This window comes from Vibrio sp. 2304, from assembly GCF_033339475.1.
GTDB classification, from domain to species: domain Bacteria; phylum Pseudomonadota; class Gammaproteobacteria; order Enterobacterales; family Vibrionaceae; genus Vibrio; species Vibrio alginolyticus.
Genome location: NZ_JAWOUQ010000009.1, coordinates 9,702 through 28,460, shown reverse-complemented (window position 1 = coordinate 28,460; position 18,759 = coordinate 9,702). Strand labels below are relative to the sequence as shown.

Annotated in this window: 1 protein-coding gene; it reads right to left on the bottom strand. The window is 47.2% G+C overall.

Going from position 1 to position 18,759, the window contains the following annotated elements; all coding sequences use genetic code 11:
* Nucleotides 1-113 precede the first annotated feature (113 nt).
* The gene (locus R7P64_RS17020; RefSeq protein WP_318123739.1) at nucleotides 114-18,734 is read right to left on the bottom strand and encodes a retention module-containing protein; all 18,621 of its coding nucleotides are present in this window, start codon (nucleotides 18,732-18,734) and stop codon (nucleotides 114-116) included.
* Between the last annotated feature and the right edge of the window lie 25 nt (nucleotides 18,735-18,759).

The following is an 18,759-nucleotide window of genomic DNA, read 5'->3' as shown; positions in this document are numbered from 1 at the left end:
TTGCTTCGTTCTTGCTTTCTATTTCGATTCAAATATCTCCTGTTTAAAATCAAGCGTTCCCGAAAAAAATGGGCGGCTTATCAGCGCCGCCCATTTTTGTGTTATATACAGGTTTATCCGTTATCAATAACACCGTTGTTCAGCAATGACTCTACAATCTCATTGGAGCTGAGACCGTTGAAGTCGATTGAAGTACCTAAGTTTTCCACGACAATAGTCTGTTGAACATTTGCATCCGTCGTAATGTTCAGAGAAACACTTTCCGTCGATGCATCGTAGTCTGCTGAAATGTGACCAAGCAGATCATCCATGTCGATCATTGAGTTATTGAGATCAGAGATAACTTCACGTAAATCGATACTGTCTTCGTTAACAGTGAAGTCAGTAATGGTATCCACTGCCCCTTCATCAACGGAATCTACCGTCCACTTGAAGATATCGCTGCCGTCTCCACCCGTTAAGATATCTGAACCTAAGCCACCGATAAGCACGTCATCACCATCACCACCCAGAATAACGTCGTCACCGTCTCCACCAATCAAGTTGGTACCTGTGTCTCCGCCGACTAAATAGCTGTCGTCCACTGCGGTTGACTGGTCAATATCGTCGCTATCACTACTCACATCCAAACTAATTTGGACAGGTGAAGACTGCGCTTCATCGCCATTAGATTCCGTTGATATCGCCGTAAGCGAAATATCGTAAGAACCGACATCAATACCACTGTTAGTATCTGTTGCGACAATTTCTAGCGTATCAATTTCATCGCTTGGTACTGTCCAAGTGGTACCATCGAAGCTAATACCTGATGGAGAAACGCCACTTGTTACCTCAGCACTAGCTGGTACGCCCGTTAGCTCCAAAGACAGCACCTCGTCAATATCAGTAAGCGCCGCCATGATTCCGACAATCGCTAAACCTTGACTGCTCGCGGTTTGGCTAGCCGCAATTTGACGAATGTAATTAAACTGAGGATTGATATTCAATGTAGGTGCATCAGCTACAGGTGTCACATTGATAGTGAAGTCTTGATTCGCCTCCAATGCGGAACCCGATGCATTTTCGAAGTACACACCGTTGTCTTCGACTTTCACCGATAAAGTGATTGAAGCTGCGTTGACATCTCCTGCATCCACAAATACACCCTCAGAAGCGTCTGTTGCTCCAAGAACGGAGTTAATATTATCTGGTGTGCCCATTAGGGTGATTTCACCAGCCATCCCCGCCCCAACAGTCACACCACTACCTGCTGGCGGCTCGACACGAAGGTCGCCCTCGGTAACTGTAAGAGTCACGGTCATGCTTTCATTTGCTTGTGCGCCCGCAAAGTCGACGTCACTCACACTAATACCCGTTATTTTCTGGCCATTGGCTTCGTTGATCGTATCCGTTACCGACGTTGCAGTGATTTCAGGTGCGTCATTGGTCGCTTCAACATTCAACACTGCTGTGCCCGCGATTGTAATTGGGTCTGGAGCGCCGTTAGTGGTTCCGTCATCTGTGATTTCATAAGTGAAATTAACGTCACCAAAGAAATCTGCTGCGGGTTCAAACGTCCACTCTGTCGCACTCACTTGAGTCAGCGTGCCGGAAGTTGGGTCCACTAACGCAACATTATCGACGGTCAAGTTGTCTGACTCAGGATCACTTGCGTTGCTCAGCAACTCAGTAGCCGTAATAGTTACCGAACCACCATCTTCTTCGGTACTACTCAACGTTACCTCTGATGTTACCGGTGCATCGTTCACCTCAGTGACTTCGAAGGTCGCCGTTCCTGACACCGTTTGAGGATCTGAAACACCGTTCGTTGTACCGTTGTCGGTAATGTCGTAGGTCAAATCGACCTTGCCGTTGTAGCCAGGCGCAGGAGTAAATGACCATGTACCTGTTACGTTGTCGAAATCCAATGTGCCGCTGCTTGGATCAACCAACTGGACATTGCTCACCATCAAGGTGTCGTTTTCAATATCAGACGCATTCGCCAACAAATCAGCTTGGGTAATATCAACCGCCGTACTGTCTTCTGCGATATCAGAAAGTGTCACTTCAGACGTCGTTGGAGCATCATTGACTTCCGTTACGTTGAACGATGCGCTGCCGTTAACCGATTTAGGATCGGATGCACCATTTGTCGTGCCATCATCTGTAATGGTGTACGTGATTTCAACTGGACCGTTGTAATCTGGTGCTGGGGTAAATTCCCACTCTCCCGTGCCACTGTTGAAAGTAATGCTGCCCGAATTCGGATCCGTTAACTGAACATTGCTGACCGTGAGGTTATCGTTCTCTACGTCTGTCGCATTCGCAATAAGATCCGCTTCAGAGATGGAGAACACACCACTGTCTTCTTCAATATCCGGTAGCGTCACTGGCGTAGTTTCTGGGGTATCATTCACCGCTGTTACTTCAATATTGAAGCTGCTGCTGTTGGTATTTAGGGTGTCATCTACCCCACCAATTACGATACCTTCATTACCTTGGTCATCGACTGTCACGTCCACCTGAACGTCACCAAAGAAGTTCAGGTCTGGATTAAACTCAATCAGACCGTCTGCAATGGCATTGTTTAGATCGGCCACTGTACCTTTCAGTTCAACGGAGTCCGTACCATCACCGCTCACGGTTAGGTTGTAAGTAGCGATGAGCGTTGGATTAAGCTCCAAGATACCGCTGTCGACGTTCACATTGAGTACATATTCAGCATTCGGATCATCGAGTACGGCATCAATATCGGTAATGCTGAAACCATCAAGCAGCATTGGCGTATCTTCTGGTGTTTCCACATCCACGGTATTGACGAACTCTGGACGATCGTTCACTGCTTCAACATCAACAGTGACATCAAACTCCTCTGCGGAGCCCAAGCTTTGACTGCCATCGAGCCCAGTATCAACGGCTTGCACTTTGAAATGCAGCGAACCATCCCATGAGTTATCGTTGCGATCCCCAGAATTAAACACCACTTGATCCAAGTCTTGAGTATTGATTTCTAAGACAAAAATGCCGCCGCCTTGGTCAGTAAACACGGTCCCATCAGGTAATGAAACACTCGCCCCATCAGGGACATTGGAGACCTCAACTCTCAGCGTCTCTGGATCATTTTCCTGGTAGTTTGCACCATCTCCGATGGACTCTTTGTTATCAACCACTAACGCATTTACATTAATAACAATGTCTTCGCCCTCATTACCTGCAGCCGAAGTATCGGGATTCACATCAACATCATCACCAATAGGATTAACAATCAGCGTAAAGTTGTTGTTTCGTTCCGTTGGAACTTGTAGCAACTCCTCTTGAATGAAGACCGTAATACCTATCTCAGCCTCGCCACTAAAGTGTTTTGGCGGTTTAATTTGGATGTCACTCAGGTCAATGGACGTCTGAGTGAGATCTTTTAGTTGAATACTCCATTCGCCCCCACCGTTGTTCTTAACAACATAATCAGAGGAATTGGATTTAACGATAAAGTCATCAGGAAGCCCCGTTAACTTGAGTGAAACGAAACTCTCAGAACCGTCATTATCGTTCAGGCTGATCGAAACACCAGACCCTGATTGATTAAGCGAAATTAAAGTATCTTCGTCGCCAATCACCGTGATTGGCTGCGTCGGATCGGCACCTGTAATGGTAATGTCATCAACGACTGGCGTAACTTCAAATGTGACATCGTCAGTGAAAGTTCTTACATCTATATTATCGCCAGAGTTATTCAAGATAGACTGATCAAACACAGCTTCATCAGTAATTTCTCCCTCGATATTAATCTTGACGGTATTTTGGCCACCACCTACGGGGTAATTTTCTTTTGGCTTAAACAGAACATTGTCAAGCGCACCAGCTAAAATCTCAGCTTCATTAAACTCAATACTGGTTCCTAAGCTGTTACCATTGGCATCAACAAACTCACCTAATGTTGTGTCATCAAGCTCTAACTTGATGTTCGTTAGTGTTTCTCGACCACCTTGAGTGTTGTTAAATTGATCGGCAAAATCAACACTCAAGTTAAGTTGGATTAAGCCATCTTCGTAACCAACACCATCCGCCGTGGGAACGTCGTTATTTAGATCAGTCACAGGTTGTTTGTTTGCATCCAAGCCGAAAGTACCGACGATATCTACTCTTACATTTGGTGTGACATCGCTATCCAACGGCTGATCCCCGGCTGAACTCGGAACGTCTGCAACCGGTAAAACCTGAACTGGAAACTGAACATTATTTTCTTTTTCATCACCGGACTCAGTGTCTTTAGTGACGAACCGAATTGGTAATTCGAAATCACCTGCGTAATCTTCTGCCAAGTGCATCGTCAAACCATCAAGGCCAGTAATATTTCCACTCGCATCGATATGGGCTTGGAACACGTATTTGCCATTGACAAAGTCGATATCCGTCCCCGTGATCACCAAACCAGGAGGAATACCAGGAGCTGAAGGATCGACGATAATAGTCAAGACATCCTCCACGCCATCTGCATTAATCGCATCAACTTTCGACGTTAACTGAGCACCAAGGTTAATAGAATTGTCTTCCAACGCTTGAATTTGGACATCATCAGCCACCTGAATCTCTGCCGCTACACTCATTTGCGGTGTGAGAACGGTAGGAAATTCAAGTGTCACATCCGTTTGGCGCATGACCGTCGCATCTTTTTCGTTGCCCAAATCTTCGCCCAAATCATTCACTTCTGCGTAAATGGTTAAGCCAATTTGAGAGAGACCACCGTTATCGCCATCGTCACTGTCATCGTTTGGTGTTAAATCAAGTCCAGACGGCGCTTTAATTGAGAAGTTGTCTTCATTAGTTACTGTCCAACGACCTCCACCTTCATTTAGTGCACCGACGATAACCAATTGGTTGAGGATCTCAGGGTCCACATTGTGAAATTGAACAACAAGTTGAGTCACCACTTCATCTGAAGACGCATCAAACTCTTGATATTTAATGATATGAGCACCAGATTCGCCCCCCATAGAAGTGTTGATCGTAAAGTCAATGTTACCTTGATCGTCTGACTTCACGATATCGGTAGCACCACCACCACTTTCAGTGACAAGCAGACGGGTTTGGTCGTCTATTGCCCCCGTCTTATCCTCTGGCTCAACGATTGGATTAACTTGGACATTCACCGTACCATTGATGGTTTTCTCTGCGATACCTTCACCGGGATTCGAAGCGTCAACATATTCATGGTCAATCTCTTTCACAGTGACGGTTGTGGTCAAGTCAAAGTCAGTACTTGAATCCTGCTCCAACTGGACTTGAACATAGCCACTTTGAGAGATTCTAGCGGAAAAATCTTGCTCTGATTCACCAGCTTGCGGTGAAAGCGTTAGTGTTCCAGAAACAAGCGCTTGTGCCACACCATCTACATAGACCGTGCTGCCTGGAGGAAATCCAGAGATGGTTACATCACTAAAGAATTCATCGGTATCAGGGCTTTGTACGAGCGTCGGTTTCCAATCGATGTCAAAGCGCGTATCTTCATCTCCCTCCGATCGAACAACGTAGTTATCTTGAGCGTCAATAACGGGTTCGACCTTGATCCTTACCTCTCTTTCAATCACACGACTATGACCATCATTTTCGGTAACAATGATCGTCCCTGTAATCGCAATGTTTTCGGTTGAAGAGGCTTCTGGAATAATTTGAATACCGGAATTAAAATTCAGCCCAGTGATGTTTGCTTCGTAAATCGGTTGACCGTTACCATCATAGCCAACAAAGGTGAGGTCAACGCTTGAACCGTCTGAATCTACGACACGAACACCGTCGGGGATGTTGGACAGGATAACAGTAATGGCTTCTGAATCATCCTGTGGTCTATCGGCAACTTCACCTGATACAACCGAGAAGTTGAGGTTTACAACACCATTCTCTTCAATAGTCGTCTCTATCCCGGCCACATCTCCGTCTACGAATCGGTTCCAAACGTTCCCCGCGTCAATTAATACCGTGTCTGGTATGTCAGCAACACCTTTTACACCAACGATGACGGTCTTACTGCCCAGTGACAACACATCTTCTGTCGTACCGGTAGACAATGATGCTGTGTCTTTCACAATGCCTTCGACATTGAAAGTAAAGTCATCATTGCTGTGCAACGGAGGAAGAACTTCGACGTTCGCTAATTCAGACTCTGGCACTTCGTAATAAAGTATATTGCCGCCTGAATCGGTCACTTCTACTATCTGACTTGGGTTTGCTGAGTCCAGCCACACCAGAGTAACCCCATCAATTGAGAAGTTAGAAATGCGCACAAATAACGCTTCAGAACCATCTAAGTCCGCTGATGGTTTCATGGTGATCACTTCACTTAATTGGAGTGGGTCGTGATCAGTGACAGGGTCTACCGTATTTTGAGTTCGAGCGTTATCCTCAAACACATTAATTCGATTTACAGTAAAACTACCTTTATCCGCAACTGGGTTTACATCAATAATGATGGTTTCGGTTTCTGAGCGAGCGGTATCTTTCCCAAGCAGTGGATTGTTGTTTTCCGTCGTAATAGCGGTGACATCAATTCTGATTTCGCCCGAGAAGTTATCTATCGGATCAACTTGAACTTCATCAATTCGGCTTGCATCCACCAGATAAACACCACCGGATTTTGGTATCGCACTACCATCTGAATAGACTAACTCTGCGTTACCTTCTCCTTGTGTAAAGACAAGCTCGTACACAATGCCTTCAGGGTTACTAGTGTCTTGGGTTTCAGCCGTGATGTTAAGTGCGACATTGTTTCCATCTTCATCAACCGAGTAGTTAAATTCGCTGCTTGCCGTCCACGTTGCAATATCTGCGACGGCAGCAACTTCAATGTCTAAACGACCATTAATCGTATGATCTGGCGTACCATTGTTAAGAATTTCCACGCGGATACGAGGATCGATACCAGAAGCATCGGTTGATGTATGACGATCTGGTACGAAGTACAAGTTATCTAACGAGACAAGCTCACCATTGAATGACTGCTCAACATTTGATGCGTCGAGAACAACCGTATTGCCCACAGATGTTAATTCAATGTAGTTGCCACTGCCGTCTCGGTAGTAGAACGTACCGTTGTGAGTATCAGCATCTCGAATAGTGATGTCACCTAAGCTCTCGTTACGGTCGATATCATGTAAATTGATAACCAAGTCGACTTTCGCAGGGCTAACATCCAGCGTCGACAAGTTGTCCTGAGTGTTTGCAGAGTCAACGCCCACAACGACACCATCACGCCCTTGGTCTTCGAACGCAGTAACGGTAGACGTGTCAATTTGCGCATTGCGGTCTCTTATCGAGATATCCACATCGGCATCTGCGATATCGCCATCACCATCGGTTGCAACAACGTTGATGGTGAAATCAATCGAGTCGGTTTCGGTATGGTCAAGATCGTCATTCGGACGGAATGACACACTGCCATCGGTTCGAACAACCAAACGACCGATTTCAGTATCCACTCCGTCAAGAACCTTGTGAACAAATACGACTTGGTCGCTGCCGTTCAAATCGACAGAATCAGAATCAACACCGTTTTGCTTAAAGTAAATGCCTGAATCATCAGCCGAGAATGAAGTCACTTGTGCGCCGTCAGCACCAAGGTCATCATCCCCCTCTACAGGGTCTCGGAATAAACGAACCGTGCGGCTGCCTTGTCCCTCAACACGTGAAATAGACGCATCGTGCAAGGTTGGAACATCATCGGTAATCGTCACTGGTAAGTTAATACCGGCCGTATCGCCATCGACATCGGTCGCAAAGACTGGGAGATCAAGTATGAGTGTATCTTCGCCTTGAGTTGAGTGATCTAGCGCACCCTCAAGCGTAAACTTGTAAGAGCCGTCAGCGTTCAAAACTAGCGTGAACACTGATTTACCATCAGGTGTTTGACCTTGATAAGTAAAGTTGTTGTTGCTTACCGCGGTTTGAACTAACGTCACCGCAAGACCACCTGAAGTTACTCCTGGTATCGGGTTAGAAGTAAGATCTAACTGGTAAGAGACAACGGTATCTGCCCCTTCCACCGTATCGAAATTGCCCGTTGCTTCTAGGCTGTCTTTGTTGGTTGCCTGAGAGCCGTTGGCAAGGTCATCCTCATCAACAGCCAAAGCATCTGCTGATTTAATTTCGGGAATGTCATCAACCACGGTAATTGGAAGATTCAGTGATGATGACGTGTCACCATCAAAGTCTGTTACTGTAATTGGAATATCAATGACAAGGTTGTTTTCACCTTGAACAGCGTCATGGTCGATTGGTCCCAACAGCTCAAATTGGTAGCTGTCATTATTCGCATCAAGAGACAGCGTGAAGATCTTAGTTGATGTGCCAGTAATAACCGCTTCGTAACTGGTTACTCCACCATTCGTGCCTACTAGATTCAACTCGATGCTGCTGCCGTTCGACGTTAAGCCAGACACGACTGCATCGAGGTCTGAAACTTGGTAGCTGACAATCTTGTCTGCACCAGCAACGACCTCAAATCCGCCGTTCAATACCGTTGAATCACTACTTGTCGTGTCAGAGCCACCAGCAAGATCATCTTCATCAACGGTTTGTTGGCTTGAGTCTGTCACTTTCACAATCGCTGGAACATCGTCCACTACTGTGATCGGCAAGGTGATGTTATTGGACACATCGCCGTCAAAATCGGTCGCGTTGACTGGGAAGTTGATGACTAACGAGTTTTCATCGTTACCCGCAGGATGATCAAGTGCACCCAACAGTTCAAATTCATAACTGTCTGCTGAACCATTTAGCGTCAGTTTAAAGACGGTGTCCGTCGTACCTTGTACATAAGCTCGGTACTCAATCACACCGTTTGAATTTGAAAACTCAACCAACTCAAGCGGTTGACCACCTGAGGTAAGTCCAGAAACAGGCGACGTTAAGCTATCCAACTGGAAGCTAACGATAGAGTCGGCACCATCAGTAACGTCAAAGTTGCCACCAATGATATTGGATTCTGGCGTGTCGTCCGAACCTTGGCTCGGAATATCATCCTCATCCACAGACAAGGTACTACCAGAGCTAATAGCATCAATGGTTGGCTTGTCATCTACGATCGTCACTGGCAAGGTCGCAGTGATGATATCGTTGTCGCCATCCGTGATCTTCACAGGTAGATTCAACAAAATCTCATCAGAGTTAACCGCGTGATCTAACTGACCAGATAACTCAAAGTCGTATTTACCATCTTGATGAAGTGTCAACGTGAAGACAGTCACTCCACCCGGAGTTTGTCCCACGTAAACAAGCGCGTCAGCAGTTGAAGCACCAACGTCTTGAGAAAGTGTTACCTCTTCTCCACCCGATTTCAGATTCGGGATAGGATTTGAGCTTAGATCCAATTCGAAAGCATCAATACCATCTGCGCTAGTAACTTCGAACTCACCTGATACCGTTAATGGCTCTTTCGTTCCATCAGAACCAAGAGGTAAGTCATCTTCGTCGACACGTAGACTTTCAATATTGGTAACAACTGGAACATCATCCACAACGGTAATTGGCAATGTGAAGGCTGGTGAAGTATCACCATCATTATCTGTCGCCGTCACAGGGAGGTTAATAACAATCTCGTTTTGCTGATTACCATCGGGATGATCAAGCGGCTTCTGTAAATCGAACTCATAGGAGTTGTTCGTTGCATCCAGCGTCAGTTCGAAAACCACTTCAGCAGGATTGCCAGCAACACCTTGGTATACGTTCACGCCGTTTGCGCTAGAAGACAGAACTAAGGTGATAGCTTCACCATCTGAAGTCAGTGACGCAACAGGCGTGGTCAGGTCACTCAGCTGAATAGAAGCAACTTGGTCAGCACCTTCGGTGATATCAAAAGTACCTGAAATAACAGTATCTTCTGTACTTGCAGCATCCGTACCTGCTGGTAGGTCATCTTCATCAACGGTTTGTTCGCTGCCTGCTAGTAAACCATCAATGGTCGGAACATCATCCACAACCGTAATTGGTAAGGTGATGTTGTTCGACACATCTCCATCAAAGTCCGTCGCGTTTATCGGCAAATTGATGATTAGTTCATTTTGGCCATCAGCATTTGGATGATCTAGAGGAGCGAGCAAATCGAACGTGTAGCTGTCATCAGAGGCATCGAGGGTTACACGGAATACTGGTGTCGTCGTGCCATCAATACGAGCTTCGTAAACTGAAACGCCACCTGCGTTTGATACTTCAACCATAACCAGAGATTGACCACCAGAGGTCAGGCCTTGTACTGGCGTCGTTAGGTCAGAAACGCTGTACTCGACAATGCCATCAGAACCATCAGTCGCGATGAAGTTACCGGCAATGCTGTTCGACTGTGTACCATCAGATCCGACTGTTGGGATATCATCCTCATCAACCGTTTGCACACTTGTTGCTTCGATTCCACCAAGTGTCGGCTTGTCATCAACGATCTTGACAGGAATTGTCTCAGCAGAGGTATCGCCATCAAAGTCTGTTGCGATGATTGGGAAGTTCAGTGTCAACTCATCACTATCTACTGCGTGGTCGATTGGACCTTCAAGCGTGAAGTTATAGCTACCATCAGTATTCACGGTCAGCGTAAAGACCGCTTCACTCCCCGCTATCGCCTCGTAAGTAAAGCTGCCATCACCATTTGCGGTTTCCGTCAGTGTGACTGCCACGCCTTGTGATGTGAGTCCAGCCACTGGTGTTGCTGAAGCATCAAGCTGATAGCTCACTACTCGGTCAGAGCCTTGTGTGGTGGTGAAGTTGCCATCGATTGAAATCGGGTCAGTTTGATCTGAGCCAATCGTGCCTAAATCATCTTCATCAACGGTAATCGCATCGACATCGGTAATAGTTGGCTTATCATCCACGATGGTGACTGGGATCGTTTCTGTGGTGGTATCACCATCAAAATCCGTTGCGATGATTGGGAAGTTCAGTGTCAGCTCATCACTACCCGTCGCATGGTCGATTGGACCTTGCAGCGTAAAGTTGTATGAACCATCCGTATTAACGGTCAGCGTAAATACTGCTTCAGTTCCTGCTGTCGCTTCATAAGTGTAGCTACCATCACCGTTTGCAGTTTCAGTCAGGGTCACTGCCACACCTTGCGATGTTAGGCCATCAACTGGCGTTGCAGCCGCATCCAATTGGTAGCTCACTACCCCATCAGAGCCTTGCGTTGTAGTAAAGTTGCCGTCGATTGAAATTGGATCTGAGCCGTCAGAGCCAATTGTCGCTAAGTCATCTTCATCCACACGGATCACGTCTACGTCAGTGATGGTTGGTTTATCGTCAACGATGGTAACAGGCAGTGTTTCTTTCGACGTATCGCCATCAAAGTCTGTTGCGATAATCGGGAAGTCGATTTGCAGGCTGTCGCTATTCACCGCATGGTCTAGTGGACCCTGCAGAGTAAAGGTGTAGCTGCCGTCTGGCTTCACCACCAATTCAAATACGTCATTGCCATTTGCTGTGGCAGTGTAAGTAAAGCTGCCATCACCATTTGCTGTCTCTGCAAGCACGACAGGCTCACCATGAGAGGTCAACCCTGCTACTGGATCTGCCGTTGCATCAAGCTGGTATTTAACAACGCTGTCTGAGCCTTCAGTTGTGCTGAAAGACCCCGACATAAACGCATCATCGTTTTGGTCTGAGCCAATTGTAGCGAGATCATCTTCGTCTACTGTCAGTGGAACAACGTTATTAATGGTTGGAACGTCATCAGTAATCGTGACTGGAATGGTCGCGGTCGTCGTATCGCCATCAAAGTCTGTTGCAATGATTGGGAAGTTCAGTACTAGCTCATCGCTGTTTAACGCGTGATCGATTGGCCCTTCCAGACGGAAGTCATATGTACCGTCAGCATTCACATTCATGGTGAAGACAGGATTGCCATCCGCGGTAGCCACGTAAGTAAAGCTGCCATCGGCATTCGCAGTCTCCACCAAAGTAACAGGCTCACCTTGAGAAGTTAAACCTGAAACAGGATCAGCCGTTGAATCAAGTTGGTAGCTCACCACACGGTCTGAACCTTGAGTGGTCGTAAACGCGCCTTCAACAAACACAGCGTCAGTTTGGTCTGAGCCAATGCCTGATAAATCATCTTCGTCTACAGCCAGAGGCACGACATTATCAATGATTGGTGCATCATCCGTAATCGTGACTGGAATGGTTGCCGAAGTCGTATCACCATCAAAATCGGTGGCAATAATTGGGAAATCAATCGTCAGGCTGTCACTGTTAGCTGCATGGTCAATCGGGCCTTGCAGCGTAAAATCGTAAGTGCCATCTGTTGCTACGTTTAACGTGAATACCGGATTGCCGTCTGCGGTCGCCACATAAGTAAAGCTGCCATCACCGTTGGCGGTTTCCACCAAGGTAATCGCCTCACCTTGAGATGTCAGGCCCGCAACAGGATCTGCGGTTGAATCCAGTTGATAGCTCACCACTCGGTCAGAGCCTTGAGTGGTCGTAAACGCCCCTTCTACGAATAGATCGCCGCCTGGATCTGAGCCCACACCGCTAAGGTCGTCTTCATCGACACTTAACGCATCCACCGCTGTGATGGTCGGTACATCATCAACAATCGTAACTGGAATGGTTTCAGTAACGGTGTCGCCATCAAAGTCGGTTGCGATAACTGGGAAGTTCAGTGTCAACTCGTCACTATCAACCGCGTGATCAATTGGCCCTTCTAGCGTGAAGTTATAAGAGCCATCAGTATTCACTGTCAGCGTAAAGACCGCTTCAGAGCCCGCTGTTGCTTCGTAGGTAAAACTGCCATCACCATTTGCAGTTTCTGTTAGCGTGACAGCCACACCTTGCGAGGTTAAACCGTCCACTGGTGTTGATGTGCCATCGAGTTGGTAGCTCACCACTCGGTCTGAACCTTGCGTGGTGGTAAAGTTACCATCAATAGAAATTGGATTGCTTTGGTCTGAACCGATTGACGCTAGATCATCTTCATCAACCGTGATTGCGTCGACGTCAGTAATAACTGGCTTATCGTCCACGATCGTCACAGGGATCGTGGCGTTTGTGGTATCGCCATCAAAGTCTGTTGCGATGATTGGGAAGTTGAGTGTCAGCTCATCGCTATCTACCGCGTGGTCGATTGGCCCTTCAAGCGTGAAGTTATAAGAGCCATCAGTGTTCACTGTCAGCGTAAAGACCGACTCAGTGCCTGCTGTTGCTTGGTAGGTAAAGCTGCCATCAGCGTTTGCGGTTTCAGTCAGCGTGACTGCCACGCCTTGTGATGTAAGGCCGTCAACTGGTGTTGAAGAAGCATCAAGCTGATAACTTACCACTCGGTCAGAGCCTTGTGTGGTGGTGAAGTTACCATCAATAGAAATCGGGTCAGTCTGGTCCGAACCAATCGTGCCTAAATCATCTTCATCAACAGTAATCGCATCAACATCGGTAATGGTCGGTTTATCATCCACGATGGTGACTGGGATCGTTTCTGTGGTGGTATCACCATCAAAATCCGTTGCGATGATTGGGAAGTTCAGTGTCAGCTCATCACTGTCTGTCGCATGGTCGATTGGACCTTGCAGCGTGAAGTTGTATGAACCATCCGTATTAACGGTCAGCGTAAATACGGCTTCAGTTCCTGCTGTCGCTTCATAAGTGTAGCTACCGTCGCCGTTTGCGGTTTCAGCCACCGTGACGGCCACACCTTGTGATGTTAGACCATCAACTGGCGTTGCAGCAGTATCTAATTGGTAGCTTACTACCCCATCAGAGCCTTGCGTTGTAGTGAAGTTGCCATCGATTGAAATTGGATCTGAGCCGTCAGAGCCAATCGTCGCTAAGTCATCTTCATCCACACGGATTGCGTCTACGTCAGTGATGGTTGGTTTATCATCAACGATGGTGACAGGTAGTGTTTCTGTCGACGTATCGCCATCAAAGTCTGTTGCGATAATCGGGAAGTCGATTTGCAGGCTGTCGCTATTCACCGCATGGTCTAGTGGGCCCTGCAGAGTAAAGGTGTAGCTGCCGTCTGGCTTCACCACCAATTCAAATACGGCATTGCCATCTGCTGTGGCTGTGTAAGTAAAACTGCCGTCGCCGTTAGCAGTTTCAGCAAGCACGACAGGCTCCCCATGAGAGGTCAACCCTGCTACTGGATCTGCGGTTGCATCAAGCTGGTATTTAACAACGCTGTCCGAGCCTTCAGTTGTGGTGAAAGAGCCCGACATAAACGCATCATCGTTCTGGTCTGAGCCAATTGAGGCAAGGTCATCTTCGTCCACCGTGAGTGGAACAACGTTATCGATGGTTGGAACGTCATCAGTAATCGTGACTGGAATGGTCGCAATCGTCGTATCGCCATCAAAGTCTGTAGCAATGATTGGGAAGTTCAGTACTAATTCATCGCTGTTTAACGCGTGATCGACCGGCCCTTCCAGACGGAAGTTGTATGTACCGTCAGCATTCACATTCATGGTGAAGACAGGATTGCCATCCGCGGTAGCCACGTAAGTAAAGCTGCCATCAGCATTCGCAGTCTCTACCAAAGTGACAGGCTCACCTTGAGAAGTTAAACCTGCGACAGGATCCGAAGTTGAATCAAGTTGGTAGCTCACCACACGGTCTGAGCCTTGAGTGGTCGTGAACGCGCCTTCCACAAACACAGCGTCAGTTTGGTCTGAGCCAATACCTGATAAATCATCTTCGTCTACAGCCAGAGGCACAACATTATCGATGATTGGCTCATCATCCGTAATCGTGACTGGAATGGTTGCCGAAGTCGTATCACCATCAAAATCGGTGGCAATAATTGGGAAATCAATCGTCAGGCTGTCGCTGTTTGCTGCATGGTCAATCGGGCCTTGCAGCGTAAAGTCGTACGTACCATCTGTTGCTACATTCAACGTGAAGACAGGATTGCCGTCTGCGGTCGCCACATAGGTAAAGCTACCGTCACCATTCGCGGTTTCCACCAAGGTAATCGCCTCACCTTGAGAGGTCAGACCCGCAACAGGATCAGCGGTTGAATCCAGTTGATAGCTCACCACTCGGTCAGAGCCTTGAGTGGTCGTAAACGCGCCTTCAACGAACACAGCGTCAGTTTGGTCTGAGCCCACGCCGCTAAGGTCATCTTCATCGACACTCAACGCATCCACCGCTGTAATGGTCGGTACATCATCAACAATCATGACTGGAATGGTTTCAGTAACGGTGTCGCCATCAAAGTCGGTTGCGATAATTGGGAAGTTGAGTGTCAGCTCATCACTATCAACAGCGTGATCAATTGGCCCTTCTAGCGTGAAGTTATAAGAGCCATCAGTATTCACTATCAAAGTAAATACAGGGTTGCCACCCGCTGTCGCTTCATAAGTGAAACTGCCGTCACCGTTTGCGGTTTCTGTTAGCGTGACCGCTAAACCTTGCGAGGTTAAACCGTCAACTGGTGTTGATGAGCCATCTAACTGATAGCTCACCACTCGGTCTGAACCTTGCGTGGTGGTAAAGTTACCATCAATAGAAATTGGATTGCTTTGGTCTGAACCGATTGACGCTAGATCATCTTCATCAACCGTGATTGCGTCGACGTCAGTAATCACTGGCTTATCGTCCACGATCGTCACAGGGATCGTAGCGTTTGTGGTGTCGCCATCAAAGTCGGTTGCGATGATTGGGAAGTTCAGTGTCAACTCATCACTATCTACTGCGTGGTCGATTGGACCTTCAAGCGTGAAGTTATAGCTACCATCAGTATTCACTGTCAGCGTAAAGACCGCTTCAGTACCCGCTGTCGCCTCGTAAGTAAAGCTGCCATCACCATTTGCGGTTTCAGTCAGTGTGACTGCCACGCCTTGTGATGTAAGGCCGTCAACTGGTGTTGCAGAAGCATCAAGCTGATAACTTACCACTCGGTCAGAGCCTTGTGTGGTGGTGAAGCTACCATCAATAGAAATCGGGTCAGTCTGGTCCGAACCAATCGTGCCTAGGTCATCTTCATCAACGGTAATCGCATCGACATCGGTAATGGTCGGCTTATCATCCACAATAGTAACAGGCAATACGATTTGGCTTGTGTCACCATCGAAATCGGTAGCAATAACGCTAAAATCAAGGGTTAAGCTGTCGCTATTTGACGCATGGTCGATTGGACCTTGCAGCTCAAAACTGTACGAGCCATCAGTATTCAAAATTAATGTGAAGACTGCGCTGCCATTTGCCGTTGCACTGTAGGTGTAACTGCCATCTGCATTTTGCGTTTCGGCAATGGAAACGGTTTGACCTTGAGATTGCAGGCCATTTAATGGATCAGCGCTTACATCCAACTGATACTGTACGACGCCATCAGAACCCTGAGTCGTCGTGAACTGACCTTCAACCAACGTCGGCTGTGATTGGTCAGAGCCTACCGAACTTAAGTCATCTTCATCAACAGTAAGAGCAACAACGTCGTTAATGGTTGGCACATCATCAGTAATGGTAACCGGTAGAACAAGTGCACTGGTGTCACCGTCAAAGTCCGTTGCGACAATAGTGAAGTCTAGCGTTAAGCTATCGCTACCCACAGCATGATCTATTGGACCTTCAAGGGTAAATGAATAAGAACCGTCAGGGTTCACTTGTAAGGTGAAGATAGCGTCCCCTTCTGCCGTTGCAGAATAGGTAAAGCTGCCATCTAAGTTAGTTGTTTCCGTCAGAGAGATAGATCGACCCTGTGATTCCAACCCATTGAGTGGATCAGTGCCGCTCTCTAATTGATAACTTACAACACGGTCTGAGCCCTGAGTCGTCGTGAAGCTGCCTTGCGCGAGCACAGAATCGCTTTGATCGGAGCCGATGCTTGATAAATCGTCTTCATCGACGGCTAGTGCCTCAACGCCATCAATCGTAGGAACGTCATCTTGAACTTGAATGACAATTTGCGCAGCTTCTGGTGTGTTCGAACCTTCGGTAATAGAGGAGCGGTCACCATCCGCATCTACCGCGTAAACTGGCAGTGAGAAAGTGAGCGAGTCATCGTTAGCACCCGTATGGTCAAGTTGTTCATACAAGTTGAATTGGTATTCGCCCAATGCAGGTGCATCAATCGCCACATCAAATACGGTAATACGCACACCATCCAGCTCGATGAAGCCTTCGTAAGTACGTACGCCGTTACTCTCGGACGCTAGTTCTAGTTGAACAACCTGCCCTTGAGATTGGAGTTCTCCACCAACATTGAACTCTGTAGGTTCCAACTCATAGTGATCAATGATGTCACTTCCGACCGCTGTCGTGATCGACCCAGTACCACTTGTTACTGCCGCGCCTTCCTGTGAACCTTGGTCAACCCCCGCCTCGTCTAAAGACAAGCCCGTCACGTTCTCAATCACTGGATTATCGCCATCGAGGATGGTCATCGTAAAGGTGTTGCTTGCCGTATCTTGGTCGAAATCGACGATTGTGGTTGGCAAAGAGAGCTCAATCGTATCTTCACCGTTTGTTTGTTCTAACGGCTTAAATTGCTCAAATTGGTAGGTACCATCAGTATTCAAACTGATGGTTAAGACGGTTTCATTCGAGCCCGCAATGGACAAGGTGATAGTACTGCCGTCTTCAGAGAGTACCGCTTCTGTCGCCTGATTATCACTCAGTAGGCCATCGAACTGACTAAGTCCTTCTTGATTAAACGTGACCGTTGCCAATTGATCACTACCAATATCAACAAAAGTGCCAGTAATTGGTGTAGAAGAAGATTCAACGTTTTCAAAAGTAACGTTCTGCGGCGCAGGATCATCGCCATCAATAACGGTTGTCGTAAAATCGATAGGCGCTTGAATGCTATTACCACCAATATCTGCGCCTGTAATGTCAAAAGCGATATTGATTTGATCACCGACGATAGATACTTGGCCATCAGCAACAGACGCAACATGGTCAATACCCTGGCTAATCGTGGTAACGACCTCTAACTCTAAATCACGGCCTAAAGATGTCACTTCGATCTCGATACGAAGCACTTCGTTACCACCTTGAGTGCCGATAATGGCATTTTGCGCTTCGTCGTAAACGAACGCTACTGGCTGACCACCAGAGGTAATGTCACTATTTAACTCGGTTAACAAAGACTCTAATGAGGACGTTTCAGGTACAAATGAAGCAGTATCAAGTGCGAGATCCCCTGCTTCAACCAGCACACTAGAAGAAATGGTTTGCGGGTAGCTAGATAGAGAAATTGAGCCTTCTGTTACGCTAGATTGCAGTGACTGCCCACCATCAGCAAAGATCGTGACATTCAAACCGTCATCTTCGTCGCGATCATCTTCTCCGCTGCGAGTCGCAGACGTTTCAAAAAAAGTAGACGCGAGTACTTCCGGGTTATTATATTCAACCGTCACGTAGCCAGCATTAGCCGAGCCTTCAGCACCTGCGCCAGCAGCTGTTGCTTCTAAGATAGCGGTAGGGTCAGCTCCGTCTAAAATAGCTTGCTGGATAGCGGCAATATCGTTGGCGTCGAAGTCAGCACTTCCAATAGCCGTTGGGTCAAAAGTCACCAAGCCATTAACTGGAGATTGTACCAATACTGGTTCTAGTGATTCAGAAGAAGGCACAGGAAGACAAGCAACACAATTTGCATCGACCAGATAAAGCTCATTATTTATCTGTACGTCGAGAGAAGCATTATTTTCTGTGATAATAATCTCGCCAGGTCTTAACTCATCCCCCGCTTTTATGACCTTAACGTTTCCATCCAGGCCCAAAACCAAAACTTCACCTTTGACAGCATTTACAATCGCGCTCTGCGGTACCGTGTGCGTACTCATCTGACCTCCGCTAATGGCTTACGTT